Origin of the sequence: Polynucleobacter sp. VK25 (assembly GCF_018687355.1) — a bacterium.
Lineage (GTDB): Bacteria > Pseudomonadota > Gammaproteobacteria > Burkholderiales > Burkholderiaceae > Polynucleobacter.
Genome location: NZ_CP061288.1, coordinates 1,261,385 through 1,286,574, shown reverse-complemented (window position 1 = coordinate 1,286,574; position 25,190 = coordinate 1,261,385). Strand labels below are relative to the sequence as shown.

At 46.3% G+C, this 25,190-nt stretch carries 21 protein-coding genes and 1 tRNA gene; 18 read left to right on the top strand and 4 right to left on the bottom strand.

Going from position 1 to position 25,190, the window contains the following annotated elements; translation table 11 throughout:
* Positions 1-39: 39 nt before the first annotated feature.
* Both AOC21_RS06500 and ppa read right to left on the bottom strand, forming a co-directional pair.
* Positions 40-1,659: an NAD+ synthase gene (locus AOC21_RS06500; protein WP_215391199.1), complete on the bottom strand. Its 1,620-nt coding sequence runs from the start codon at positions 1,657-1,659 to the stop codon at positions 40-42.
* A 57-nt stretch (positions 1,660-1,716) separates the two neighbouring features.
* Positions 1,717-2,253 carry an inorganic diphosphatase gene (gene ppa / locus AOC21_RS06495; RefSeq protein ID WP_215391198.1) on the bottom strand — a complete coding sequence of 179 codons (537 nt, stop codon included), beginning with the start codon at positions 2,251-2,253 and terminating at the stop codon, positions 1,717-1,719.
* Positions 2,254-2,445: 192 nt separating this feature from the next.
* On the opposite strand from ppa, the gene AOC21_RS06490 reads away from it, so the two are divergent.
* On the top strand, positions 2,446-4,506 hold the full coding sequence (locus tag AOC21_RS06490) for a sodium-translocating pyrophosphatase (protein WP_215391197.1): 2,061 nt from the start codon (positions 2,446-2,448) through the stop codon (positions 4,504-4,506).
* 99 nt (positions 4,507-4,605) lie between these two features.
* Here the strand turns inward: AOC21_RS06490 and trxB are convergent, their stop codons facing one another.
* The gene (gene trxB, locus AOC21_RS06485; RefSeq protein WP_215391196.1) at positions 4,606-5,562 is read right to left on the bottom strand and encodes a thioredoxin-disulfide reductase; all 957 of its coding nucleotides are present in this window, start codon (positions 5,560-5,562) and stop codon (positions 4,606-4,608) included.
* A gap of 39 nt (positions 5,563-5,601) precedes the next feature.
* Between trxB and AOC21_RS06480 the strand changes: the two genes are divergently transcribed.
* From AOC21_RS06480 to serS, 3 genes are read left to right on the top strand one after another with little or no spacing between them, the layout of a single operon-like run.
* Positions 5,602-7,914: a DNA translocase FtsK gene (locus AOC21_RS06480; protein WP_215391195.1), complete on the top strand. Its 2,313-nt coding sequence runs from the start codon at positions 5,602-5,604 to the stop codon at positions 7,912-7,914.
* Between the two features lie 6 nt (positions 7,915-7,920).
* Positions 7,921-8,604 carry an outer membrane lipoprotein carrier protein LolA gene (locus AOC21_RS06475; RefSeq protein WP_215391194.1) on the top strand — a complete coding sequence of 228 codons (684 nt, stop codon included), beginning with the start codon at positions 7,921-7,923 and terminating at the stop codon, positions 8,602-8,604.
* 36 nt (positions 8,605-8,640) lie between these two features.
* The gene (gene serS, locus AOC21_RS06470) at positions 8,641-9,951 is read left to right on the top strand and encodes a serine--tRNA ligase (RefSeq protein WP_215391193.1); all 1,311 of its coding nucleotides are present in this window, start codon (positions 8,641-8,643) and stop codon (positions 9,949-9,951) included.
* Between the two features lie 28 nt (positions 9,952-9,979).
* Here the strand turns inward: serS and AOC21_RS06465 are convergent, their stop codons facing one another.
* Entirely contained in the window at positions 9,980-10,885 is a 906-nt protein-coding gene (locus AOC21_RS06465; protein WP_215391192.1) for a LysR family transcriptional regulator, read from the bottom strand.
* Between the two features lie 141 nt (positions 10,886-11,026).
* On the opposite strand from AOC21_RS06465, the gene AOC21_RS06460 reads away from it, so the two are divergent.
* The 14 genes from AOC21_RS06460 to phoB all read left to right on the top strand — a co-directional run bounded on the left by AOC21_RS06460 (position 11,027) and on the right by phoB (position 25,126).
* Positions 11,027-12,034 carry a PdxA family protein gene (locus tag AOC21_RS06460; protein ID WP_215391191.1) on the top strand — a complete coding sequence of 336 codons (1,008 nt, stop codon included), beginning with the start codon at positions 11,027-11,029 and terminating at the stop codon, positions 12,032-12,034.
* Positions 12,035-12,045: 11 nt separating this feature from the next.
* Positions 12,046-12,996 (top strand): alpha/beta fold hydrolase, encoded by a 951-nt coding sequence (locus AOC21_RS06455; RefSeq protein ID WP_251371473.1) that lies wholly within the window; start codon positions 12,046-12,048, stop codon positions 12,994-12,996.
* Between the two features lie 59 nt (positions 12,997-13,055).
* The gene (locus tag AOC21_RS06450) at positions 13,056-14,024 is read left to right on the top strand and encodes a tripartite tricarboxylate transporter substrate binding protein (protein WP_215391190.1); all 969 of its coding nucleotides are present in this window, start codon (positions 13,056-13,058) and stop codon (positions 14,022-14,024) included.
* Between the two features lie 55 nt (positions 14,025-14,079).
* On the top strand, positions 14,080-15,483 hold the full coding sequence (gene leuC / locus AOC21_RS06445; protein WP_215391189.1) for a 3-isopropylmalate dehydratase large subunit: 1,404 nt from the start codon (positions 14,080-14,082) through the stop codon (positions 15,481-15,483).
* A 13-nt stretch (positions 15,484-15,496) separates the two neighbouring features.
* Entirely contained in the window at positions 15,497-16,153 is a 657-nt protein-coding gene (gene leuD / locus AOC21_RS06440) for a 3-isopropylmalate dehydratase small subunit (RefSeq protein ID WP_215391188.1), read from the top strand.
* Positions 16,154-16,173: 20 nt separating this feature from the next.
* A tRNA-Ser gene (locus tag AOC21_RS06435) sits at positions 16,174-16,263 on the top strand.
* 119 nt (positions 16,264-16,382) lie between these two features.
* A complete protein-coding gene (gene recQ / locus AOC21_RS06430) occupies positions 16,383-18,221 on the top strand; it encodes a DNA helicase RecQ (protein ID WP_215391187.1) in 1,839 nt (612 codons plus the stop codon).
* Positions 18,222-18,343: 122 nt separating this feature from the next.
* Positions 18,344-19,636 carry a lipase family protein gene (locus AOC21_RS06425; protein ID WP_215391186.1) on the top strand — a complete coding sequence of 431 codons (1,293 nt, stop codon included), beginning with the start codon at positions 18,344-18,346 and terminating at the stop codon, positions 19,634-19,636.
* A 237-nt stretch (positions 19,637-19,873) separates the two neighbouring features.
* Entirely contained in the window at positions 19,874-20,896 is a 1,023-nt protein-coding gene (gene pstS / locus AOC21_RS06420) for a phosphate ABC transporter substrate-binding protein PstS (RefSeq protein ID WP_215391185.1), read from the top strand.
* A gap of 83 nt (positions 20,897-20,979) precedes the next feature.
* The gene (pstC, locus tag AOC21_RS06415) at positions 20,980-21,969 is read left to right on the top strand and encodes a phosphate ABC transporter permease subunit PstC (protein ID WP_251371610.1); all 990 of its coding nucleotides are present in this window, start codon (positions 20,980-20,982) and stop codon (positions 21,967-21,969) included.
* A complete protein-coding gene (pstA, locus tag AOC21_RS06410; protein ID WP_215391183.1) occupies positions 21,966-22,832 on the top strand; it encodes a phosphate ABC transporter permease PstA in 867 nt (288 codons plus the stop codon). Before pstC ends, pstA begins: the two co-directional genes overlap by 4 nt.
* A gap of 17 nt (positions 22,833-22,849) precedes the next feature.
* The gene (gene pstB / locus AOC21_RS06405; protein WP_371817814.1) at positions 22,850-23,677 is read left to right on the top strand and encodes a phosphate ABC transporter ATP-binding protein PstB; all 828 of its coding nucleotides are present in this window, start codon (positions 22,850-22,852) and stop codon (positions 23,675-23,677) included.
* A 12-nt stretch (positions 23,678-23,689) separates the two neighbouring features.
* On the top strand, positions 23,690-24,397 hold the full coding sequence (gene phoU / locus AOC21_RS06400; protein WP_215391182.1) for a phosphate signaling complex protein PhoU: 708 nt from the start codon (positions 23,690-23,692) through the stop codon (positions 24,395-24,397).
* A 15-nt stretch (positions 24,398-24,412) separates the two neighbouring features.
* Positions 24,413-25,126 (top strand): phosphate regulon transcriptional regulator PhoB, encoded by a 714-nt coding sequence (phoB, locus tag AOC21_RS06395; protein WP_215391181.1) that lies wholly within the window; start codon positions 24,413-24,415, stop codon positions 25,124-25,126.
* The last annotated feature ends 64 nt before the right edge of the window (positions 25,127-25,190 follow it).

The following is a 25,190-nucleotide window of genomic DNA, read 5'->3' as shown; positions in this document are numbered from 1 at the left end:
CTTGAACGACTTGCCAAAAACCAAGCTATTTTGAACTCTCTAGGCTCTAAATTGTGAAGTGATTGGGTAGCGCCAATCCCGGCCAAAAGCGCGGGTGGTCACGCGAACCCCTGGGGGTGCTTGACGACGTTTGTATTCGTTTAACTTAATTAAGCGAGTCACTTTTTCTACGCTCTCCGCATCAAAACCGGCGGCAATGATCTGGGTGATAGATTGGTTTTGCTCCATGTAGCGCTCCACGATCCCATCTAGAACTTCATATGATGGCAGGCTATCTTGATCTTTTTGATCGGGACGTAATTCTGCTGAAGGGGCACGAGTTAGGATCCGTTCCGGAATAATTGGCGCAATGCTATTGCGATAAGCACACAAGCGATACACCAGGGTCTTTGCAATATCTTTGATCACTGCAAAACCGCCAGCCATATCGCCATAGAGAGTGCAGTAGCCAACAGCCATTTCACTCTTGTTGCCGGTGGTTAAAACCAGCCGACCTGTTTTGTTCGAGAGGGCCATTAATAAAGTACCGCGCACACGTGCCTGAATATTTTCTTCAGTAGCGTCTACTTTCAAACCTTTGAATTGCTCTGCCAGAGAAGTCTCTAAAGCATCTACTGGTCCGCTAATGGGGATTTCATCGTATTGCACGCCCAAGTTCTCAGCCATCTCACGTGCATCAATCCAGGAGATGTCTGCGGTATAGCGTGAAGCCATCATGACGGCACGTACTTTATCGGCACCTAGGGCATCTACCGCAATTGCCAGCACCAGAGCGGAATCTACACCTCCAGATAGGCCAATAATGACCCCTGGGAAGCGATTTTTAGTGATGTAATCACGTACACCTAAGACCAGGGCTTGATAAGCCTGTGCCTCAACGGATTGGGGTGAGGTGATTACACCTTTTTCCAGTTGACCGGAGGATGAGACTGCAACAAGACCTAAGCCAGTTTCAAACTGAGGCATTGCCATGACAACTTCACCTTTGCCATTTAAAGCAAATGAGCCGCCATCAAAAACCAATTCATCTTGACCGCCAACGGCATTCACATAAACCAGTGGCATATTGGTTTGAGCAATATGTCCACGCAACACATCAATGCGTAGCGCTTCTTTTTTCAGGTGATAGGGAGATGCATTCGGAACGAGCAGTACTTGTGCGCCAGCAGCATGTGCTTGCTTAGCAGGCCCAGCATGCCAGGCATCTTCACACAGAATTAATCCGTAGCGAATACCTTCACACTCAAAGACACATGCTTGGTTACCAGGAACGAAGTAACGCACTTCGTCGAACACTTCATGATTAGGTAATTCTTGTTTGGCATAGCCTGCAATCACTTTGCCGTTTTGTAAAACGGATGCGTAGTTTTGCAAGCCCTGCGATGTTTGTTTGGGATGACCCACGATGACTGTCAGCTCAGGATACTGAGCTAACTCTTTCATAAGGAGCTCAAGCTGTAACTGTGCCGCTTCAATGAAAGCGGGGCGGAGCAGTAAGTCTTCTGGAGGATAGCCTGTGAGCGAGAGCTCTGGGGTTATTACGAGTTTGGCACCCTGAGAATGGGCTTCTAGAGCGGCTTTGTAAATGAGCTGCGCGTTGCCAGCCAAATCACCCAGTAATGGGTTGATTTGGGCTAAAGCAATTTTCTGTGCGCTCACTCCGATTCACAAAGCCTTTGCTGGTAATGAATTAAATGAATAAAAGTAATCAATAAATTAAGCGTGCTCTTTGTTGTAACGCTCGATACCCTCAAGAATCTCTTTATGAGCATCGGCAACGCCGCCCCAGCCTCGCACTTTTACCCATTTGCCTTTTTCGAGATCTTTATAGTGCTCGAAGAAGTGTTGAATCTGATTCAAACGTAATGGGTTCATGTCTTCTGGTTTTTGCCAGTGTGTATAGATAGGCAAAATTTTGTCTTCTGGAACGGCCAATAATTTGGCATCTTCACCGCCTTCATCTTCCATTTGCAGTACGCCAATTGCGCGGCATGAAACAACTACACCTGGAATGAGTGGGAAGGGAGTAATTACGAGAACGTCAACAGGGTCGCCATCACCAGCGATCGTTTTGTTGATATAGCCGTAGTTACATGGATAGTGCATTGCAGTACCCATAAATCGGTCAACAAAAATTGCGCCAGACTCTTTATCCACTTCATACTTCACTGGATCAGCGTTCATTGGGATTTCAATAATGACGTTGAAGCTTTCAGGGATCTTTTTACCTGGCTTGACCTTTTCGAGACTCATAAATACTCCGAATAATGATTAGTAAATACCCTGATCCTATCAAGGGGGAGCAGGGGTAATTCTGTTACATACTGATACGGCTTAAAGACCATAGTTTAAAGCTTTCGAAAACCGGTCTACCTAAGTGCAGGATATGCAAACAGTAAAGACTAACAAATGATTAATAAATCATTAACTTTAGGGAGTTCAAGCATGAGTAATGTCACTTTAGGCTTGTATTTTGCCTTAGCGTGCGGTGTCATAGCCGTGATTTACGGTTTTGTGATGCGCGGCTGGATTTTGAAGCAAAGTACGGGTAATGCCAAGATGCAAGAAATTGCTGAGGCGATTCAGCAGGGTGCGGCAGCGTATTTGTCGCGCCAATATAAAACGATCGCTGTTGTAGGGGTCGTTTTAACCATTCTCATGGCGCTCTTCCTCGATTTTGCGACTGCGATTGGCTTTGTCATTGGCGCCGTTCTCTCTGGTGCTTGCGGCTTTATTGGTATGAATGTTTCTGTTCGAGCAAACGTTCGAACTGCAGAAGCAGCTACTAAAGGCATGAACGAAGCCCTGAACGTAGCCTTCAAAGGCGGCGCAATTACTGGCATGTTGGTAGTTGGCCTTGGTCTCTTGGGCGTTGGCTTGTTCTTCATGTTCCTCGTATCGATTGGCGCAGGACAAGACCTCTCTTCTGTATTGCATCCATTGATTGGTTTGGCATTTGGCTCATCACTGATTTCGATTTTCGCTCGTTTAGGCGGCGGTATCTTTACTAAAGGTGCTGACGTAGGTGCAGACTTGGTTGGTAAGGTTGAAGCAGGGATCCCGGAAGATGACCCACGCAACCCTGCGGTAATTGCTGACAACGTTGGCGATAACGTCGGTGACTGCGCAGGTATGGCAGCAGACTTATTTGAAACTTATGCGGTAACTTTAATTGCAACCATGGTCTTGGGCTCATTGATGGTTACTGGTGCTCCAGTTGCTGCAATTATTTATCCATTAGTACTCGGTGGCGTTTCTATCATTGCTTCGATTATTGGCTGTTCATTTGTAAAGGCAACGCCAGGCATGAGAAACGTGATGCCTGCTTTGTATAAAGGCTTGATCATTGCTGGCGGCTTATCGCTGATTGCCTTCTATTTCGTAACAAACTTCATCATGCCGGATGATGCCTTGGGCATTCCGGGTAGCCAATGGCGCTTGTTTGGTTCAACCGTAGTGGGCCTGCTACTGACGGCTGGTTTGGTGTGGATTACCGAGTACTACACCGGTACTCAGTTCAAGCCAGTGCAACATATTGCTGAGGCATCTACTAAGGGACATGGCACCAACATCATCGCTGGTTTAGGTATCTCGATGAAGTCAACTGCTTACCCAGTGTTGTTTGTTTGTGCAGCAATTTTTGCAGCGTATTGGTTAGCGGGTTTGTACGGCATTGCAATTGCAGCTACCGCCATGTTGTCTATGGCAGGTATTGTGGTTGCGCTTGATGCATACGGTCCAATTACAGATAACGCTGGTGGAATTGCAGAGATGGCAGGCTTGCCACAATCAGTACGCGACATTACTGATCCATTGGATGCGGTTGGTAACACTACTAAGGCGGTTACCAAGGGCTATGCGATTGGTTCAGCAGGCCTGGCATCACTCGTACTCTTTGCCGACTATACGCACGCTTTAGAGGGCATTGGTCAGCAAGTATCTTTTGACTTGTCTAACCATATGGTGATCATTGGCCTATTTATTGGCGGCATGATTCCTTATTTGTTCGGTGCGATGGCAATGGAAGCGGTAGGTCGTTGTGCTGGTGCAGTGGTGGAAGAAGTGCGTCGTCAGTTCCGTGATATCCCTGGAATCATGGAAGGCACTGCCAAGCCTGAGTACGGCAAAGCAGTAGACATGCTCACCTCAGCAGCGATTAAAGAGATGATTATTCCTTCACTCTTGCCAGTGGTAGCTCCAATCGTCGTCGGTCTCTTGTTAGGACCTGCTGCATTGGGTGGCTTACTCATGGGCACAATTGTGACCGGCTTGTTTGTGGCGATCTCGATGTGTACTGGTGGTGGCGCTTGGGATAACGCTAAGAAATATATCGAAGAAGGTAACTTTGGTGGCAAAGGTTCTGAAGCTCATAAAGCTGCAGTTACTGGCGACACCGTAGGCGACCCTTACAAAGATACTGCGGGCCCAGCTGTTAACCCACTGATCAAGATCATCAACATCGTGGCATTGCTCATCGTGCCACTCTTGCCAGTGATCTCACGTTAAGAGATAAGATGCAGTAGCAATAAAACTGCAACAAACAAAAACGCCTAGCATTGCTAGGCGTTTTTTATTGCTCAGTTACCTGCTTATTTGCTAAAACTCTTATTCCAAGGTTTCCAAGTAACGTTGCGCATCTAATGCAGCCATACAACCTGTGCCAGCACTGGTAATTGCTTGACGATAGATGTGATCTTGCACATCACCGGCAGCAAAGACGCCAGGGATGTTGGTAGCTGTGGCGTTACCTTCAAGCCCCGAGTGGGTCTTGAGGTAGCCGTTGTTCATATCGAGCTGACCAACAAAAAGGTCGGTGTTAGGTTTGTGTCCAATGGCAATAAAAGCGCCAGTTACAGCGAGATCTTCTGTGCTGCCATCTTGTTTTTTAATACGCACACCAGTCACACCTTTTTCATCGCCTAGAACTTCATCGAGAGTAGCGTTCAATTTGAGCTCCACTTTACCTTCAGCAACTTTCGCCATTAAGCGATCGTTCAAGATTGGTTCAGCACGGAATTTATCGCGACGATGAATCACGGTTACTTTTTTAGCAATACCAGTGAGGTAGAGTGCTTCTTCAACTGCAGTGTTACCACCACCCACTACGCAAACATCTTGATTGCGATAGAAGAAGCCATCGCAAGTTGCGCAACCAGAAACACCGCGACCCATAAATGCCTCTTCGCTTGGTAAGCCTATGTATTGAGCAGAGGCGCCAGTAGAAATAATCAAAGCATCGCAGGTATACGTTCCAGAATCGCCAACTAAGCGAATCGGCTTTTCCTTGAGAGCGGCAGTATGAATGTGGTCAAAAATGATTTCGGTATTAAAGCGTTCTGCATGCTTTAAAAAGCGATCCATGAGCTCTGGGCCTTGGACGCCATCAGCATCAGCCGGCCAGTTTTCCACGTCCGTGGTGGTCATTAATTGACCGCCTTGAGCCAGTCCAGTAATGAGGGTGGGGTTTAAATTGGCGCGGGCGGCGTAAACGGCGGCTGTATAGCCAGCAGGGCCAGATCCGAGGATTAGAACTTTGGAGTGTTTTGGGGTATTTGTAGTCATATTCAAATTATAGTTTTGCTTGATTACAATCGGTAGAACATGGCAAGAACCACATACCCGAAGTCCAAGACTCCATTGAGCCCCGAGCCCCCAGAGAATGGCGGGCAGGGCAGGATGCCCCGCCTCTTATTAGAGGCCCGCTGGTTCATCTCCTTAGGCCTTTGCTTGGGTTTATTTGCGATTTTGCTGACCTATTCCAAGGCTGATCCAGCCTGGTCCCATGCCAGTTTTGAGGCTCCTAAGAACTTAGGGGGCCGATTTGGGGCTTATTTAGCCGATTTAATGCTCTATATCTTCGGTATTTCTGCTTTTTGGTGGGTTGCCCTGTTTGGGCGCCGCGTTCTCAATGGCTGGCGTGAGCTGTGGAGTATTCCGTTGCCGCCTGACCCAGAGGCTAAGCCAGACTCCTTGTTAATGCGTTGGTTGGGCTTTGGCCTGACTTTAGTCTGCAGTATGGGTTTGGAGTCCATCCGCATGCATTCCCTGTCCTGGCAGCTTCCTAGGCCGCCTGGCGGTATTTTGGGGGAGCTAATTGGTGACCCATTACAAATGTCCCTCGGATTTACCGGCTCAACCTTGGTTTTGCTATTTGGTCTGTGTGCTGGCCTCTCTTTGTTTCTGCATTTCTCCTGGTTGGATGTTGCCGAGAAAGTCGGGCGTTTCCTAGAAGTGACTTATCACCGCATTCGTGAGCGTCGCGACAGCGAAGAAGATCGCAAGTTAGGTGAAGCAGCAGCTGAGGAGCGTGAAGAGTTTGTCGAAGAATTCCGCGGTCGTGTTGAAGTTGCTGCGCCCGTGCAAATTGTGCGCGCACCTATAGAGATTCCAAAGAGTGCTCGTGTAGAGCGTGAGAAACAACAACCTTTGTTTGTGGATATTCCAGACTCTGAGTTACCACCGCTCGCACTGCTTGATCCAGTGCCTGAAGCAAAAGAAACGATCTCTGCAGAAGTATTGGAATTTACTTCCCGTTTGATCGAACGCAAGTTGGCTGAATTTAATGTTCAGGTAACAGTGATTGCTGCTTACCCTGGTCCAGTAGTGACTCGCTATGAGATTGACCCCGCTATTGGTGTGAAGGGTAGTCAGATTGTGAATCTCTCGCGCGACTTAGCCCGCTCATTGGGTGTTGTCAGCATGCGTGTAGTAGAAACGATTCCGGGCAAGACTTGTATGGCCTTGGAATTGCCTAATCCAACGCGTCAGTCTGTGTATCTATCAGAGATTCTGACCTCACAGGTATATAACGACAACCACTCATTGCTGACACTCGCTTTAGGTAAGGACATCTCTGGCAGTCCAATGGTGGCTGACTTGGCTAAGATGCCTCACTGCTTAGTTGCTGGTACTACCGGTGCTGGTAAGTCTGTTGGTATTAATGCCATGATTCTGTCGCTGCTCTTTAAGGCTAAGCCTGACGAGGTACGCTTGATCATGATTGATCCGAAGATGCTGGAGATGGCAATCTACGACAAGATCCCGCATTTGTTGTGCCCAGTAGTTACGGATATGAAGCAAGCTTATAACGCGCTTAATTGGGCGGTGAATGAGATGGAGCGCCGCTACAAGCTCATGAGTAAGTTTGGTGTGCGTAACTTAGCTGGCTTTAATAAAAAGATTCTGGAAGCGGAAGAAAAGGGTGAGAAGCTCACCAACCCATTTAGCTTGACGCCGGATGATCCAGAACCGATCTACAAAGCACCAGTGATCGTCATCGTGATTGATGAGTTGGCTGACTTGATGATGGTCTCTGGCAAGAAGATCGAAGAGTTGATTGCGCGTATCGCACAAAAGGCGCGTGCTGCTGGTATCCACTTGGTTTTGGCAACACAACGTCCTAGCGTGGATGTCATTACTGGTTTAATCAAAGCCAACGTCCCAACTCGCATCTCTTTCCAAGTAAGCTCCAAAATTGACAGCCGCACGATCTTGGATCAGCAGGGCGCGGAAGCACTGCTTGGTATGGGTGACATGCTTTACATGGCACCAGGTACTGGCTTGCCAGTGCGTGTACACGGCGCATTTGTATCTGATGATGAAGTGCATCGTGTTGTCGAGTGGCTTAAAGAGAAGGGCGAAGCCAACTACATTGACGGCGTGCTCGAGGGCGCAGATGAATCCAATGTGGATGCATTGACTGGCGAAGGCGGTGGCGAAGCCGACCCACTCTATGATCAAGCCGTTGCTATTGTTCTAGAAAACAAACGCCCATCGATTTCATTGGTGCAGCGTCATTTGCGTATTGGTTACAACCGCGCAGCACGTCTGCTTGAGGATATGGAAAAAGCAGGTCTCGTATCCAAAATGGGTAACGGCGGCAATCGCGAGATTTTGCATCGCCCCTCCGAATAAGAATCCATGCCAAGATTTCTCACTACAGCAATTCTGACAATTGCAAGCATCTTATTTTCAGGAGCGGCACTCTCTCAATCTGAAAGTGGTTCAGAGCAGTTACGCCAGTTTGTGCGCAACTCTAAAACTGCTGAAGGTGATTTTGTGCAGCAGCAGTTGCGCGCTCCTAAGGCTAACGAGCCACAAGACAAAGGCTTAAAGGTGGTTCGTCAAACACAAGGCCATTTTGTATTTCAGCGGCCAGGCCGTTTTATCTGGGATACCCAAAAGCCGTATGAACAAAAGTTGATTGCTGATGGCAAGCAGTTGATCCTGTGGGATAAGGATTTAAACCAAGCAACTTTTCGGCCAGCAGGGCAGGCTCTTGCTTCTACACCGGCAGCGATTCTATTTGGTGAGAACTCATTAGATCAGCACTTTGACTTAATTGAAGGTGAAGAGCGCCTAGGTATGAAGTGGGTTTCCTTAACCCCTAAGAAAGATCCTAATGCTAAGAATAAAAATGATCTCCCTTATACAAAGATCTCTATTGGTATGGCTAATGGCTTGCCAAAGGCGCTTGAGCTAACCGATGGTTTAGGAAGCGTAGTTCTGGTGACTCTGGATAAGATCCAGCTCAATGTGAACTTGCCTGCCAATCGCTTTACCTTTACCCCGCCAGCAGGGGCAGAAGTCTTACGCTTAAACTAGAGCCACAATATTCATCAGAACGAACCAGAGCAACATATGATTGATCCGCAATTACTCCGTAAAGATATCGCCGCAGTTGCTGCGCGCTTAGCTACTCGTAAATTCCAATTGGATGTTGAGAAATTCAACGCCCTGGAATCCGAGCGTAAATCGTTGCAGACCCGCACTGAGGAGTTGCAAGCAAAGCGCAACCAATTGTCTAAAGCCATTGGTATGAAAAAAGGTAAGGGCGAAGATGCATCCGCCGAAATGGCTGAAGTTGCCCAGGTCAATACCGATATGGAATCTGGTGCGGCTAGATTGAGCACGCTGCAAGCGGAGATTTCTGATTTCTTGATGGGTATTCCCAATCTTCCAGATGAGTCAGTGCCCACCGGTAAAGATGAAACAGAGAACAAAGAAGTAAAGCGCTGGGGTGAAGAGCCCATTTTTGATTTTGAGATTAAAGACCACGTAGATCTCGGTGGTCCATTGGGCTTAGATTTTGAAGTTGCAGCCAAAATTAGTGGCTCGCGCTTTGTGGTTCTTAAAGGGCCGATTGCTAGATTGCATCGTGCCTTGGCGCAGTTCATGATTGATACCCATGCCACAAAGCATGACTATCAAGAGGTTTATGCACCTTACATGGTGAACGCTGCATCCATGCGCGGTACAGGTCAGCTTCCTAAGTTTGAAGAAGACTTATTCAAGGTTCCGCGTCAAATGGGTGGGGAAGACGAGGGTGGTGAGGCAAAAACAGAAAACTTCTATCTCATCCCAACGGCTGAAGTGCCAGTAACGAATTTAGTACGCGATGAGATTGTTAATGCTGACAATTTGCCAATGAAGTTTGTAGCTCATACACCATGTTTCCGCTCAGAGGCCGGTAGTTACGGTCGCGATGTACGTGGCATGATTCGGCAGCATCAGTTTGACAAAGTAGAGCTGGTGCAAATCACTAAACCAGAAGACTCTATGCAAGCATTAGAGGAGCTCACTGGACATGCAGAAAGAATTCTAGAGCTTCTAGAGCTCCCTTACAGAAAGGTATTGCTCTGCACTGGCGATATGGGCTTTGGTAGCACTAAGACGTATGACTTAGAAGTGTGGGTGCCGTCACAAAACGCTTATAGAGAAATTAGCTCATGCTCTAGCATGGGTGATTTCCAGGCAAGACGCATGCAAGCCAGATTTAAAGCAGGACAAGGCAAGCCAGAATTGGTGCATACCTTAAATGGCTCTGGTCTTGCTGTCGGTAGAGCATTGGTTGCTTTGCTAGAGAACAAACAGCAGATAGATGGCAGCATTGCTATTCCGAAGTCTTTGCAACCTTACTTGGGCGGGCTAGAAGTACTGCAGCCTCTTTAAGGTGAATGTATTCCTGTATTTCCCCGGGCTATTTTTTGTGTTGAGATAAATCCTTAAAGCTGACTACCAAAAAATCCACTAAGGTACGTACCGCTGCAGACATATTATTTTTTGCTGGAATCACTAAGGATATGTTTGCTGATGGTAATTCCCAGTCATTCAGAATTTGCTGAAGTCGTCCAGACTGAAGGTGTGGTTCAACCTCCCAAATAGACCGCATTAAAATACCATGACCCTCCAGCGCCCATGCGGTAGCTGATTCTCCGTCATTGGTGGTGAGTTGCCCGCGAACTTTGATCGTTTCATTCCTAGCGCCAGAATGCAAATGCCAGGTGCCGAAGGTTTCATTACTCTCTCTAAGAAAGATGCATTGATGTTGACCAAGATCTTTTGGCGTTTGCGGTGCAGGATGTCGTTGTAGATATTTTGGCGATGCGCAAAGAATGCGCTTATTCGGGATCAAAATTCTGGAGGTGAGTCTTGTATCAGGTAAGTTACCAAAATGAATATACAAGTCGATATCCTGTTTAAGGGCATGAATCGGTTTATCTGTTAAGTGCAGCTGGATTTCAATGTCTTGATAGGTGCGTGCAAATTTTGACAAGGCTGGGGCAATGTACTTGCGTCCAAATCCCAATGTGGCACCTATTCGAATAGTTCCTTTGGGTGTGACTTTACTTCCTGCAATGGTTCGCTCTAGAGCCTCAAGATCATTCAATACTTTGCTACCTTCTATGAGGTAAATGTCACCTTCTGGCGTGAGGCTAATACGCCGAGTGGTTCGATTGAGTAGCCTAACGCCTAAACGTGCTTCCAAATTTGCTAAGCGTTTGCTCACGGCTGGTGGGGTTACCCCCATTTCTTGGGCTGCGCTGTTGAGCCCCCCTTTTTTGATTAGGAGTGAGAAAAAAGCAATATCTGAGAATTGATTCATAGTGAACTTAAAGTAACTAAAGTCATAAATAAATGTTAACTATAAACTCAATTTCATCAGTTAATATGGCTGAAACGTATTAAATTGCTGCTACTTTTGCTATAAAGATATTTGCATAACTATTTGACCGAGGGATATTTAATGATTCAAAAACCAATTGTTGGCCTAATGCTGGGTGATGTCACGGGCATAGGACCAGAGGTCGCTGTCAAACTTCTTGCGGATCCAGCAACCCATGAAAAGGCCAATGTTTTGGTGGTGGGTGACCGCAGGGTCCTTGAACTCGGTATGCATGATGCGCAGATGAAGTTATCCGTCAATGTTGTAAAAGACGTGGACTCTGTCGATTGGTCTAAGCCTGGAATTCAGATGATTGATTTAGGCAATATTGACCCCACTGTTATTGAGCGTGGTTTGACTTCAATTGAGTCAGGGCGACTTACCGGTGAGACGCTAAAAGTGATGACAGACATGGTGCTCGCTGGAAAAATTGATGCAGTTTGCTTTGCGCCACTCAATAAAGGCGCTTTAAATAAGGGTGGCTGGAAGTATCGAGATGAGCATGAGATGTTTGCAAAGTGGAATGATCATGAAGGTTATTACGGCGAAGTAAATCTCATTAAGTTATTTTGTACTTTCCGCGTCACCTCCCACGTCAGCCTTCGTCAAGCGGTTGATTTGGTTATTCCAGAAAGAATCGAAGGCGCATTGCGTCTAGCCCATGAGACCATGCGTGGTCTTGGAAAGCCGCAACCCCGCATTGGCGTTGCTGCTTTAAATCCGCACAATGGAGAGGGCGGTCTATTTGGTAGTGAAGAAATTGAAATTATTCGGCCGACGTTAGAAAAACTGCGCGCAGAAAATCTGCCGTGCGAAGGGCCATTTCCATCGGATACCGTCTTCTTAAAAGCGCGTGCGGGAGATTTTGATGCCGTGGTAATTATGTATCACGACCAAGGACAAATTGCTACCAAGTTGCTCGGCTTTAGTGAGGGAGTTACCTTAACTGGTGGCCTTAAAACTCTCTACACCACGCCTTCCCATGGCACGGCATATGACATTGTTGGCAAAGGCATTGCCGATGTTGGCGCAATGAAAAGGGCTTTTGATGTGATTGCGAATCTTGCTACTGCAAGAAAAAATCCATAAGGAATGGCTTCATGACTAGAAAAAAAATTCATACTCCTGCTGATATTGAGTCTTTAGAGTTCGATACACTCATTCCACACAATGCCAATTTAATGGAAGGCTTTAAACCTTTCAAATTGCCGGGTGATGGCGTCAATATCAATGGTGTTATTGGGGGCAGTGGCCCACCCCTTTTATTGATTCACGGCAATCCACTTACTCATGTGACTTGGCACAAGGTTGCGCCAACCTTGGCAAAGCACTTTACCGTGGTTGCAATTGACTTACGTGGTTATGGGGATAGTGATAAGCCTGTCGGTGGTGGCGATCACTCTGCATACTCATTCCGTACTATGGCCAATGATGCGGTCAAGGTCATGGCTCAGTTAGGCTTTTCGAAATTTCCTGTAGTGGGACATGACCGAGGTGCGCGCGTGGGTTTTCGGATGTGCTTGGATCATCCCGAAACAGTTACTAAATTTATTCCCTTGGATATTGTTCCCACCCATGAGGTGTTGAATAACGTCACTATGGGTTGGGGGCTGGAATCCTACCATTGGTTCTTCATGGCACAAAAGGAGCCATTCCCAGAGCGCTTAATCTGTGGCGATTTAAATTACTACATCAATTACAAGCTGAATAAAAAAGGTGTTGGCTTAGAAATATTCGCCCCGGAAGCATTGGCTGAATATACCCGTTGCACTACTCCCGAGCAAATTCATGCAATCTGTGAAGACTATCGCGCCACAGTATCAGTTGATCTAGCGATGGATACTGCGGACCTGGCAAATAATAAGAAAATTACTTGCCCAGTGATGGTCCTTTGGGGAAGTAATAGTCATTGTGGAAGACACTTTAAGCCACTAACCGCCTGGGGTAAGTGGGCCGATGATCTTGAGGGCACCGATATCCCTACTGGCCATTACCCGCAGGAGCAACGTCCGGATTTAATTTATAAAGCCATTCGATCTTTTATTGCTTAGTTTGTCGATTAGTTAAGATCCCATCCCATTTTTCCCTTGCCCCTTTAATTGAGGTCAATATGATCATTCGATCTATTTTGTTTTTCTGTTGTTGCTGTTTCTCATTACAGGGGTATGCAGATGATGCCTATCCAAGCAAGCCCATTCGCCTATATGTGGGATTTGCGCCTGGAGGAGGCACAGATATTGCCGCACGAATTATTGCTCCTTACGTATCTAAGGAGTTAGGGCAGTCTATCGTTATCGAAAATAAGCCTGGAGTTGGCGGCAATATTGCGACAGATGTGATCTCAAAGTCTCCGCCTGATGGTTATTTGATTATGTTGAGTTCTGTGGGTCCTTTAGCTTACAGCCCACACATCTATAAATTGGCTTACGATCCTTTAAAAGATCTCACTCCGATAGGGTTAGGGGTTACTTCAGGAAATGCTTTGATTGTTAACCCTCAGGTACTCAAGGCAAAAACCTTGGCTGAGTATGTTGCTATTGCAGAAAAAACACCGGGCGGATTAGCTTATGGCACCTCAGGATCTGGAAGCGGTGGGCATTTAGCTGGAGAGTTATTTGCCGCAACTGCAAAAATCAAATTGATCCATATTGGTTATCGTGGCGGAGGTCCTGCGATTAATGATTTGTTGGGGGGTACCGTGCCTTCTTTGTTTGCAACGATCATTACAGCAAAGCAGTTGATTGAATCCGGCAAGGTTGATGCATTGGCAGTAACTAGTCGCCAGCGCTCCAAAGCCTTGCCCAATGTCCCAACGATTGCCGAGTTAGGTTACCCCGGATATGAGGCTGCAAATTGGTATGCGTTTATTGCGCCACCTAAGACGCCACCAGCCATTGTCAATAAGTTAAATGCTGCGATTAATAAGGCTCTGCGCGATCCACAAATTCGAGAGAAGCTACTGATGCAGGGCTTAGACCCTACACCATCAACTCCTGATGAAATGGCAGCTTATATGAAAAAGGAATACAACCTTTGGGGTGGTGTGATTGCTAAAGCTGGAATTAAGGCTGATAACTAACCTATGAGCCATTATTTAAAATTAGTAGTATCGCTAGTCGCTTTACAGGACTGAGATGACAGTAAAAACTCTGTATCAGAAGTTGGTGGATTCACACACAGTGACTGTGCTTGATCAAGAACATGTTCTGCTGTTTTGTGATTTGCATTTAATGAATGAATATACAAGTCCACAAGCATTTGCGGGCTTGGAGGAAAAGGGGTATGGGGTACCTATTCCCGGACAGAATGTGGCAGTAGTTAGCCACATTATTCCAACGCATCACACCTCTCCCAGGATTATTGCTGACCCAGCATCTGCATTGCAGGCTGTCAATCTAAAGCGTAATTGTGATAAACATCACATTCCACTATTTGATACAAACGATCATCTCCAAGGGATTGAGCATGTAGTGTCCCCAGAGCACGGCATGATAAGACCGGGAATGGTGGTGATTTGTGGAGACAGTCACACAACGACTTATGGGGCTTTAGGGGCTCTAGGCTTTGGTATTGGCACATCAGAGGTTGAGCATGTACTGGCCACGCAGACCTTGGTTTACCGTCTTGCAAAAAATATGAGAATTACCGTCAATGGAGTGTTGCCAGTCGGCAGCACATCTAAAGATTTGATTCTGATGATCATCGGCAAAATTGGTGCCAAAGGTGCAATTGGTTGCGTGATTGAATTTTGTGGAAGCGCTATTGAAGCGCTAACGATTGAAGCCCGTTTTACTCTATGTAATATGGCGGTAGAGGCTGGCGCTCGTGGCGCATTAATCGCGCCTGATCAAACCGCCATTAACTATGTATTGCAACGTGCTCAAGATATGGTCGGCGAGATTCGAGATCAAGCGCTGATCTCTTGGGGTGACCTAAAGTCTGATATCGGATCTCATTTTGATATTGAACATCAATTCGATGCTAGCACCGTTGCGCCACATGTTACCTGGGGTACAAGTCCTGATCAGACTGTGGCAATTGGTGATCTGTTGCCACATCACAATTCTTTTTCTGATCCTGTAGAAAATTTAAGTCTTGAGCAGGCCCTGCGGTATACCAAGTTAGAGGCAGGGCAGGCGCTAGAGGGCGTGCCCATTCAGCATGTCTTTATAGGATCTTGTACGAATGGTCGGATTGAGGATTTAAGAAGCGTTGCACAAGTAGTGGGCGATCAAAAAGTTGCTAAAGGTGTTCGAGCCATGGTTGTGCCAGGCTCAGGTGCGGTGAAAGAGCAGGCTGAGGCTGAAGGTATTGCAGCTCTTCTGATTGCTGCTGGCTTTGAGTGGCGCAATCCTGGTTGCTCAATGTGTCTTGCGATGAATGATGATGTGCTCGAACCAGGAGTGCGTTGCGCTTCAACTACGAATCGTAACTTTGAGGGGCGCCAGGGTAGGGGAGCAATTACGCACCTCATGAGTCCAGCAATGGCCGCAGCTGCTGCCATTACAGGAAAAATTACCGATGTTCGTAAACTATAAGAAGGCAGATTAAATGTCTCAACAAACAATGATTCAAGGCTATGCCGCCCCCTTACGCATTGCAAACTTTGATACTGATCAGGTCATGCCTAAGCAGTTTTTACGTGGCATTGATAAGTCAGGCCTGAAGGATGGCCTTTTTTATGACTTGCGCTTTGATGATGAGGGGCGGTTAAAGCCGGACTTCTTTTTGAATCAAGCAGCCTATGCGTCAACAGACGTTTTAATCGCAGGGCCAAATTATGGGTGTGGATCTAGTCGCGAACATGCAGTTTGGGGCATGCAGCAATATGGCTTTAAAGCGGTTATCGCTTCAAGCTTTGCCGAGATATTTTATTCGAATGCAATGGGCAATCGACTGTTGCTCGTAGTGTTACCGGAAGATCAGGTACAGGCTTTGATGAAGGATGCGGATGAACAATGTGGCCCCATTCAAATCAAGATCGATATTGAGAATGGTATTGTCAGTACCCTAAAGCACCGTTTTACATTTTCAATGTCCGCAAGACATCAGCAGATGTTTCTGGAGGGTCTCGATGTGATTGGTCTTACCTTGAAATATCAAGATCAAATTAATCGCTTTGCTCAGTCACACTGGCAAGCGAAGCCTTGGATTAAGAACATTGCCCGCAGGGTAGTCGATCGTCTAGCCAATTCAAGCCATACCTAAAGCGATACAATACAAAGCTTGGAGAGGTGGCAGAGTGGTCGAATGTACCTGACTCGAAATCAGGCGTAGGGTCAAACCTACCGAGGGTTCGAATCCCTCCCTCTCCGCCATTAAAAGTCTTTATTTAGATTCATAGAGTAGATATCTAAAGAGCCCTGCATAATGCGGGGCTTTTTATTTAAACCCAATTTAAGTTCATGGGTATTCATTAACATAGGGGGCATTACTGTTGCAATCGAGCCATCAAGTACTTCATGACGTTTTTGGCTTTGATCAATTCCGCGGGGCACAAGAGTCTATTGTTAGTCATGTGGTGGCGGGTGGAGATGCTTTGGTTCTCATGCCTACTGGTGCCGGTAAGTCGCTGTGCTACCAAATTCCCTCGCTAGTTAGATCTGGGGTAGGGGTCGTAGTTTCACCCTTAATTGCGCTGATGCAAGATCAAGTTGATGCATTAACCCAGTTAGGTGTTAAGGCTTCATTTTTAAACTCTAGCTTGGATGCGGCAACATCTCAAAAGGTCACAAGTCAATTGCTGGCTGGGGACCTAGACTTAATCTATGTGGCACCAGAACGCCTAATGAGCGCTAGTTTTTTGTCGATACTCGATAGGCTCAACAGCGGTCCTGGAATTGCACTATTTGCTATCGATGAGGCACACTGCGTTTCACAATGGGGTCATGATTTCCGCCCAGAATATCGTCAGTTAACTGTATTGCACGAGCGATTCCCAAAGGTGCCTCGTATTGCCTTAACAGCCACAGCCGATGCCCCAACTCGGGCAGAAATTGTGGAACGTCTTTCACTGGAATCCGCCGAACAGTTTGTTTCTAGCTTTGATCGTCCCAATATTAAGTATCGAGTTCTCCAAAAGCAAAGCGCTAAACAGCAGTTAGAGCATTTTTTAGATGCAGAGCATGCAGATGACTCAGGAATTATTTACTGTCTATCACGTCGCAGTGTAGAAGAGACTGCGCAATGGTTAGTAGACCGCGGATGGGATGCTATGCCGTATCACGCAGGTTTGAGTGTGGAAACACGCAGCACAAATCAGAAGCGTTTCTTGCGAGAAGAGGGCGTCATCATGGTTGCAACCGTAGCTTTTGGTATGGGTATCGACAAGCCTAACGTCCGCTTTGTGGCTCACCTGGACCTGCCTAAAAGCATGGAAGGGTATTACCAAGAAACTGGTCGGGCAGGACGCGATGGATTGCCTGCAAATGCTTGGATGGCCTACGGCTTTGGGGATGTGGTGAGCTTGAGGCAAATGGTGGATTCTGGTGAGGCTTCTGAAGACCGTAAGCGGGTTGAGCGCCAAAAACTCAATGCCCTATTGGGCTATTGTGAATCTACAACGTGCCGCCATCAAACAATCTTGCGTTGCTTCGGAGAGACGCATGCTGGTAGCTGTGGTAACTGCGATAACTGTCTAGAGCCAGTAGCTACTTGGAATGCTACGAATGAAGTGCAAAAAGGATTGTCATGTGTGTATCGCACAGGCCAGCGTTTTGGTGTAACCCATTTAATTGATGTGCTGTTGGGTAAGGTAACCCCTAGAGTGAAGCAATTTTTTCATGAGCAAGTGAGTACATTTGGTATTGGTTCAGAACTCAATCAGGCGCAGTGGAATAGCATCTATCGTCAATTGGTAGCTGGTGGTTACTTAGACGCTGACATTGCATTGCATGGTGGTTTAAAGCTGGTGGATGCCGTTGCCTTGCCCGTATTACGGGGGGAGCAAGAGGTTTGGCTACGCAAAGAAACGGGCTATTCCAAGAGCAAAGCTACGAAGTCTGGAGCAAATAAGAAATCCACACATCCCTTTAGTAATATCGCAGATGAAAAACTATGGGATGCACTCAAGGCCAAACGTACTGAGTTGGCACGAGAGCAAGGAGTGCCGCCCTATGTCATTTTTCATGACAGCACTTTGCAGGAGATGGTTAAATCTACGCCAACTACCTTAGCTCAGTTCAGTCGTATTGGCGGGGTCGGGCAAGCTAAGCTAGAGCGCTATGGCGAACACTTTGTTGAGGTCATTCTAGAGAACCTCGAGCGCTCTAGTTAATCTGCTGTTGCAAATCGCGTTCAGAGCGTCTATTACAATCAAACGGAGGCGGAACTTTAGGGCTACACAGCCCGCCAATTCGCCGGTATCCTAGCTAAATTCCTTGTTTATCAAAGGCTCATATGAAAAAACTACTCTCAACCCTAGTTGCGGGCTCTTTGCTTGGTTTTTCTGCTGCTCATGCTGATCCGCCAATGCCACCTTTCTATGCATCAGTTATGAAAATGGCCCCTGAAGGTAAATTGGGTCAGATCATTAAAAAAGAAAAGATCGATACTTCAGTTAAGGGTGCTCAAGCCTGGAAGATTGCTTATATTTCTTCTGATGTTGCTGGGCGTAAGACGATTGCCACTGGAATGATTATTTCTCCTGTTGGCCCAGCTCCTAAAGAGGGTAGACCCATTATGGCTTGGGCACACGGCACAACTGGATCCGCTCAAAATTGTGGCCCTTCCCAAATTACAGATCCCACCGCTCCGTTGAATGAATATTTTTTAATGGGTGGAAATTCTTGGACTGATTACGGCATTCCGAATGTAGAGCAATTTATTAAAGAAGGTTATGTCATTGTTGCTACCGACTATCAAGGCCAAGGTGGTGGCGGTAAGCATCAGTACGCAGTGGCTCAAACAAATGGCAGAGATGCAATTAATTCTGCAAGAGCAGCTAGCTCCATGAAAGAAGTGAGCGCTGGTAAAAAGACGATTATTTATGGTTGGTCACAGGGTGGTGGCGCTACCATTGCGGCTGCCAGCTTGCCAGAATATCAGGCTCAAAAAGGTACTGCTGCAGATGATCTGCAATATCTTGGATTTGTTGCATTGGCACCGGATGATGTGGCTGTAATGCTTGCAAATCCACCTACTGATGAGGCTGGCGCAACCAAGCTCATGAATGGGTTTACTCAGGCTAACGTCCCGAATGTTTTCTTATTTGCTCATTATGTGATGGGCCTCTGGGGTACACAAGCTGCATTTCCTGGCTTGCAGTTAACCGATGTGCTTACTGATGAAGGTGCAAAGGTCGCTGAAACACTAGCAAGCAATAAATGCGTCCATGTCATGGCTGATACATTTACTTATGCATATGGAGATAGCTATAAATCCCTGTTAAAGCCAACTGCCACTAATTCATTGGCATGGGTTAAGGCATTTATTGATGGCAGCGTGAAGCCTGTAAAACCAGTGGCTCCAGTGGTGATTTATTGGGGCACAAAAGATACCGCTGTTCCTCCTGTAATGCATGAGCTTTATCAAAAGCAAATGTGCTCTATGGGTGCGAATGTTGGAAGAAATCAGTTGCCTGGTGAGCAAACCCACTTTACGACCCCTGGCGTTTCAGCACCCATGTATCTCCAATGGGTTAAGGATCGAATTGCTGGCAAACCATTGGCAAATGCATGCCCAGCAAAATAGATTGAAATAAAAGCCCTACTAGTTATTGGGGTAGTCATTAGTAAAAACCACCTTCGGGTGGTTTTTCTTTGGTCATTTGCCTGTAATACTGGCCTTTGCCCGATAGGACCTAATTCCGGGAAAATGCCACTTGGAGCATCTGTAAAGGGGTTTTAGGGGTGTCACATAGCTGTCATATTGCCGCCTTATTGTTCTTATATCGCGCTGTTGCGCATATTCAATTTAAGGACTGAATAAATGAAATCTTTCTTGAAAAAAGCCCTCGTTATTGGTGCTATTTCACTAGCTCCAGCGGCATTTGCCGTAGATATGACTGGCGCAGGCGCAACATTCCCGTACCCAATTTATGCCAAATGGGCAGAAGCATTTAAAGCTAAAACTGGTTCAAACTTAAATTACCAGTCTATCGGTTCATCCGGTGGCATTAAGCAGATCAAAGCAAAAACAGTGGATTTTGGTGCAACAGACAATCCAGTGAAATTTGATGACTTAGAAAAAGATGGCTTGGTTCAGTTCCCAGCGATTATTGGTGGTGTTGTTCCAGTGATTAACGTTGATGGTGTTAAGCCAGGTGAAATCAAGTTGGACGGCCCAACATTGGCAGACATTTTCCAAGGTGTGATTTCTGATTGGGGTGATAAGCGTATCGCCATCATGAACCCAGGCGTAAAGATTCCTAGCGGCCCAATTACTGTGGTTGTGCGTGCTGATGGTTCTGGTACTACAGCGATCTTTACTGACTACCTAGCTAAAACAAGTACTTTGTTTAAAGACGGCGTAGGTTCTGGCGCTTCTGTTAAGTGGCCTGCAGCCTCAACAGTAGGTGGCAAGGGTAACGAGGGTGTAGCGGCAAACGTAACTCGCGTGAAGAACTCTGTTGGTTACGTTGAATATGCATATGCCAAGAAAAACAAAATGACCTTCATTTCCATGAAGAATAAAGATGGTCAATTTGTTGCTCCTGACGACCTTACATTTGCTGCAGCTGCTGCAAGTACAGATTGGGCAGCAATTCCAGGCATGGGAACATTTATTACCAATGCTCCTGGTGCCAAATCATGGCCAATTACTGGCGCATCATTTATCTTGATTTACAAGAATCCAGAGAACAAAGCTAACGTTGCTGAAGTACTTAAGTTCTTTGACTTTGCATTCAAAGACGGCAAGAAGATGGCGGAAGACTTGGATTACGTTCCAATGCCTGACAAAACAACTGATTTCATTCGCAAGAATGTTTTCAATAAGATTGCGACTAAGTAAATTTTGCAAATTTACTTGTTTACTGAGATAACAAACAGCTCCACTAAGGTGGGGCTGTTTGGCTGTATAAATATATGCAAACGATGATCGATAACGCTCAATCTCATTCAGCCCCAACGCCTCAGGCGCTGCGAATCGCTAAGATTCAGCGAGTTCAAGACTTTTTATTTCACGGCATTACCCAGTTCTTTGCCTGTTCGGTATTGATTGCCTTATTAGGCATCATCATTTCCCTGGTGATCAATGCATGGCCCGCACTAAATACTTTTGGTTTAGGATTTTTCTTTACTCAAGAGTGGGACATTGTGAATGGTGAGTTCGGTGGCTTGATTGCCATCTATGGCACCTTGGCTACATCCATTATTGCTTTGCTAATTGCGGTACCTCTAAGCTTTGGCATTGCGGTATTCCTGACAGAACTCTGTCCAGGTCCTTTGCGTCGTCCATTAGGTACAGCGGTAGAGTTATTGGCAGCAGTTCCATCAATCATTTATGGCATGTTTGGTTTATTCATCTTTGCTCCTTTGTTTGCTGAATACATAGAGCCAGCACTTGCGGCAACTCTAGGCAAAATTCCAGGATTAGGTATTTTATTTTCTGGCGCTTTCAATGGCATTGGCGTTCTCTGTGCTGGATTAATTCTGGCAATGATGATTCTGCCGTTTATTGCTTCAGTGATGCGCGACGTATTTGAGATCGTTCCACCGGTTCTTAAAGAGTCTGCCTACGGTATTGGCTGCACAACCTGGGAAGTGGTTAAGAACGTAGTGCTTCCATATACCAAGGCTGGTGTGATTGGTGGCGTGATGCTGGGCTTGGGTAGGGCGCTTGGTGAAACCATGGCAGTGACCTTCGTAATTGGCAATGCGCAGCGCTTGTCCCCATCTTTATTTGCACCGGGCACGTCGATTGCATCTACATTGGCAAACGAATTTGGTGAGGCTGAAGCAGGTAATCACCTTTCCTCATTATTTGCACTCGGACTCGCACTATTTATTATTACCTTCATTGTTTTGGCATGCGCTAAGTGGATGCTAAATAATATGGAGAAGAAGCAGGGCCTGAAATCATGAACAAGGCAACCAATATCAATCCAGAAGTTTTTGCTCGTCGCAAGCGTGCCAACAAGATCGGCCTTACCCTGTCCATGTTCGCCATGGGCCTGGGAATGATTTTCTTGTTCTGGATTCTGAGTGTCTTGGTAATTAAAGGATTCTCCTCAATTAACTTGGACCTCTTTACACACAGCACGCCAGCTCCGGGATCTGATGGCGGCGGTTTAGCAAATGCGATTGTTGGCAGCTTAATGCTGATTGGCTGCTGTACATTGATTAGTACGCCAGTTGGCGTCCTTGCAGGCTTGTATCTGTCGGAGTATGGCGATCGTAGCAAGGTTGCTGCAATTACTCGATTTGTAACAGACATTATGTTGTCTGCTCCATCAATCGTTATTGGTTTGTTTGTCTATGCCTTCGTGGTTGCGCAGGTTCGTCACTTCTCTGGTTGGGCTGGCACCATTGCTTTGGCTTTAATTGCAATACCGGTTGTTGTGCGTACCACTGAGAATATGCTTCGTTTGGTTCCAGGTAGTTTGCGTGAAGCTGCTTATGCGCTTGGCACACCAAAGTGGAAAGTGGCATTCATGATCACGCTTCGTGCTGCACAAAGTGGTGTGATGACGGGTATCTTGCTTGCCCTGGCACGTGTTAGCGGTGAAACAGCGCCTTTGTTGTTTACCGCCTTAAATAACCAATTCTTTTCAACCAATATGAATGCGCCAATGGCGAACTTGCCAGTGGTGATATTCCAATTTGCAATGAGTCCCTACGACAACTGGGTTGATCTTGCTTGGGGTGGCGCGTTGCTGATTACATTTGCAGTGCTAGGGCTAAATATCCTTGCTCGTGTGGTATTCCGAGAGAAGGTGCAGGGATGATGAGTAATATGAAAACAATGTTTGACTTGAATCAGGTTGATAGTCAAGGGGGTAGAGTGGACGCAATAAACCAAGAACCGCAAAATGCGGCAATCAATGCTATTGAAGTGCGTAATCTGAATTTTTATTACGGCGCATTCCAAGGCTTAAAAAAGATCAATTTAGATATTGAGCAAGGTAAGGTCACTGCATTCATCGGGCCTTCTGGTTGCGGAAAATCAACCCTTCTGAGAACCTTAAACCGGATGTATGACCTCTATCCTGGTCAGCGTGCAGAAGGTGAGATCAATTTCTACGGGCAGAATATTCTTGAGCCAGGCCAAGACTTAAATCTCCTGCGCTCACGCATTGGTATGGTTTTTCAGAAGCCAACCCCATTCCCAATGTCGATCTACGAAAATATCGCCTTTGGTGTACGTCTTTATGAAAAGCTCTCACGTTCCGAAATGGATGAGCGTGTAGAGTGGGCATTAAATAAGGCGGCGCTGTGGAATGAAGTAAAAGATAAGTTAAATCAGAGCGGTTTATCTCTTTCTGGTGGCCAGCAACAGCGTTTGTGTATTGCCCGTGGTGTAGCTGTAAAGCCTTCAGTCATTTTGTTGGATGAGCCAACATCTGCCTTGGACCCCATTTCCACCGGTAAAGTGGAGGAATTGATTCATGAGCTTAAAAAGGATTACACGATTGCGATCGTGACTCATAATATGCAGCAAGCAGCTCGTGTATCTGACTATACGGCCTATATGTATTTAGGTAGCCTGATTGAGTATGGCAAAACTGACGAGATATTTATTAAGCCTAAGCGTAAAGAAACAGAAGACTACATTACCGGCCGCTTCGGTTAATTGGAGACACACATGCCAGATAAACACCTATCATCACAGTTTGATGCAGACCTTAACTCTCTTTCAAGCCGCTTGCTTGAGATGGGCGGTCTTGTAGAGTCACAGATTGCCACAGCGATGCGCGCATTTACACAAATGGACGCCGAAACTTGCAATGTTGTAATCGAAAATGAAAAGTTAGTTAACGATCTTGAAATTCAGATTGATTTAGCTTGCACCGAATTGATCGCACGCAGACAGCCTACTGCGCGAGATTTGCGTCTCGTCATGGCAGTATCAAAAGCGATTACAAATCTTGAGCGCGCTGGCGATGAGGCTGAACGTGTAGCTAAGCGTACCAAGCGCTTAATTGAATCTGGTTTACCGCACAACATTAACGTTGCAGAGATTCGCTTATCAGGTCAGATGGCGATTTCTTTGTTGCGTCGCAGTCTTGATGCTTTTGCGCGCTTAGATACTATTGCGGCAGCTGATGTGGTTCAAGAAGACCGTCAGATTGACGAAGAATTCAGAGGCTTTGTGCGCAAGCTCATTACCTATATGTCTGAAGATCCGCATATGATCAGTACAGGCCTGGATATGCTGACGATTGCCAAGGCTATTGAGCGTATCGGTGATCATGCTAAAAATATTGCAGAGTTCGTGATCTACATTGCTAAGGGATCTGATGTTCGCCATATCCCGCATGAAGATTTAGTCCGCGAAGCAAATAGACAATAAATAGGGCCTCTGATAATGACTCACCGCATACTCATAGTTGAGGATGAGCCATCAATTGCAGAATTGATTGCGATTAACCTGTCCCATGCGGGGTACGAGGTAGAAAAGGCGATGCAGACGGATCTTGCTTTGGCAATGATGAAAGATCAGCTTCCTAATCTGGTTATTCTGGATTGGATGTTGCCTGGTAAATCAGGGGTTCAGTTTGCAAAAGAGTTGCGCTCTAATGAACGTACTAAGGCATTGCCGATTTTGATGCTGACCGCCAAGAGTGAAGAGTCCGATAAGGTTCTGGGCCTTGATTCAGGAGCGGATGATTACGTTACCAAACCTTTTTCACCTAAAGAGTTAGTGGCTAGGGTAAGGGCAATACTACGTAGGCAGATGCCTATTGAAGACACTGGCCCACTAACCGTTGGTCCGTTAAAACTCGATCCGAGCTCTCACCGTGTATTGGCAGTTTGGCCTAATATTGAGCCTAAATCTATCGCCCTGGGGCCAACCGAATTCCGTTTGCTTCAGTACTTTATGGCTAATCCTGAGCGGGTTCATTCTCGTGGCAGTTTATTGGATAAGGTATGGGGTAGTGAAGTCTATATTGAAGAAAGAACAGTCGACGTTCACATTAAGCGCTTAAGGGCAGCACTAGCCCCTTTTGATTGCGACCGCTACGTTGAGACCGTACGTGGCAGCGGCTACCGCATCACCAAGACCCCAACCGAAACTTAAGCCTGTATTTAACGATTTTATTGGGAATCTCCGGGGATTTTTGGAGATGCTCTAATATTGCATC

What these genes read in the sequence shown, in the direction of transcription:
- AOC21_RS06455 (WP_251371473.1), top strand. Translation starts at nt 12,046, where the DNA reads ATGACTAGAAAAAAAATTCATACTCCTGCTGATATTGAGTCTTTAGAG.
- AOC21_RS06450 (WP_215391190.1), top strand. Translation starts at nt 13,056, where the DNA reads ATGATCATTCGATCTATTTTGTTTTTCTGTTGTTGCTGTTTCTCATTA.
- leuD (WP_215391188.1), top strand. Translation starts at nt 15,497, where the DNA reads ATGTCTCAACAAACAATGATTCAAGGCTATGCCGCCCCCTTACGCATT.
- AOC21_RS06480 (WP_215391195.1), top strand. Translation starts at nt 5,602, where the DNA reads ATGGCAAGAACCACATACCCGAAGTCCAAGACTCCATTGAGCCCCGAG.
- pstS (WP_215391185.1), top strand. Translation starts at nt 19,874, where the DNA reads ATGAAATCTTTCTTGAAAAAAGCCCTCGTTATTGGTGCTATTTCACTA.
- phoB (WP_215391181.1), top strand. Translation starts at nt 24,413, where the DNA reads ATGACTCACCGCATACTCATAGTTGAGGATGAGCCATCAATTGCAGAA.
- trxB (WP_215391196.1), bottom strand. Translation starts at nt 5,562, where the DNA reads ATGACTACAAATACCCCAAAACACTCCAAAGTTCTAATCCTCGGATCT.
- pstC (WP_251371610.1), top strand. Translation starts at nt 20,980, where the DNA reads ATGATCGATAACGCTCAATCTCATTCAGCCCCAACGCCTCAGGCGCTG.
- AOC21_RS06460 (WP_215391191.1), top strand. Translation starts at nt 11,027, where the DNA reads ATGATTCAAAAACCAATTGTTGGCCTAATGCTGGGTGATGTCACGGGC.
- AOC21_RS06475 (WP_215391194.1), top strand. Translation starts at nt 7,921, where the DNA reads ATGCCAAGATTTCTCACTACAGCAATTCTGACAATTGCAAGCATCTTA.
- AOC21_RS06490 (WP_215391197.1), top strand. Translation starts at nt 2,446, where the DNA reads ATGAGTAATGTCACTTTAGGCTTGTATTTTGCCTTAGCGTGCGGTGTC.
- serS (WP_215391193.1), top strand. Translation starts at nt 8,641, where the DNA reads ATGATTGATCCGCAATTACTCCGTAAAGATATCGCCGCAGTTGCTGCG.
- pstA (WP_215391183.1), top strand. Translation starts at nt 21,966, where the DNA reads ATGAACAAGGCAACCAATATCAATCCAGAAGTTTTTGCTCGTCGCAAG.
- phoU (WP_215391182.1), top strand. Translation starts at nt 23,690, where the DNA reads ATGCCAGATAAACACCTATCATCACAGTTTGATGCAGACCTTAACTCT.
- pstB (WP_371817814.1), top strand. Translation starts at nt 22,850, where the DNA reads ATGTTTGACTTGAATCAGGTTGATAGTCAAGGGGGTAGAGTGGACGCA.
- leuC (WP_215391189.1), top strand. Translation starts at nt 14,080, where the DNA reads ATGACAGTAAAAACTCTGTATCAGAAGTTGGTGGATTCACACACAGTG.
- AOC21_RS06465 (WP_215391192.1), bottom strand. Translation starts at nt 10,885, where the DNA reads ATGAATCAATTCTCAGATATTGCTTTTTTCTCACTCCTAATCAAAAAA.
- ppa (WP_215391198.1), bottom strand. Translation starts at nt 2,253, where the DNA reads ATGAGTCTCGAAAAGGTCAAGCCAGGTAAAAAGATCCCTGAAAGCTTC.
- AOC21_RS06425 (WP_215391186.1), top strand. Translation starts at nt 18,344, where the DNA reads ATGAAAAAACTACTCTCAACCCTAGTTGCGGGCTCTTTGCTTGGTTTT.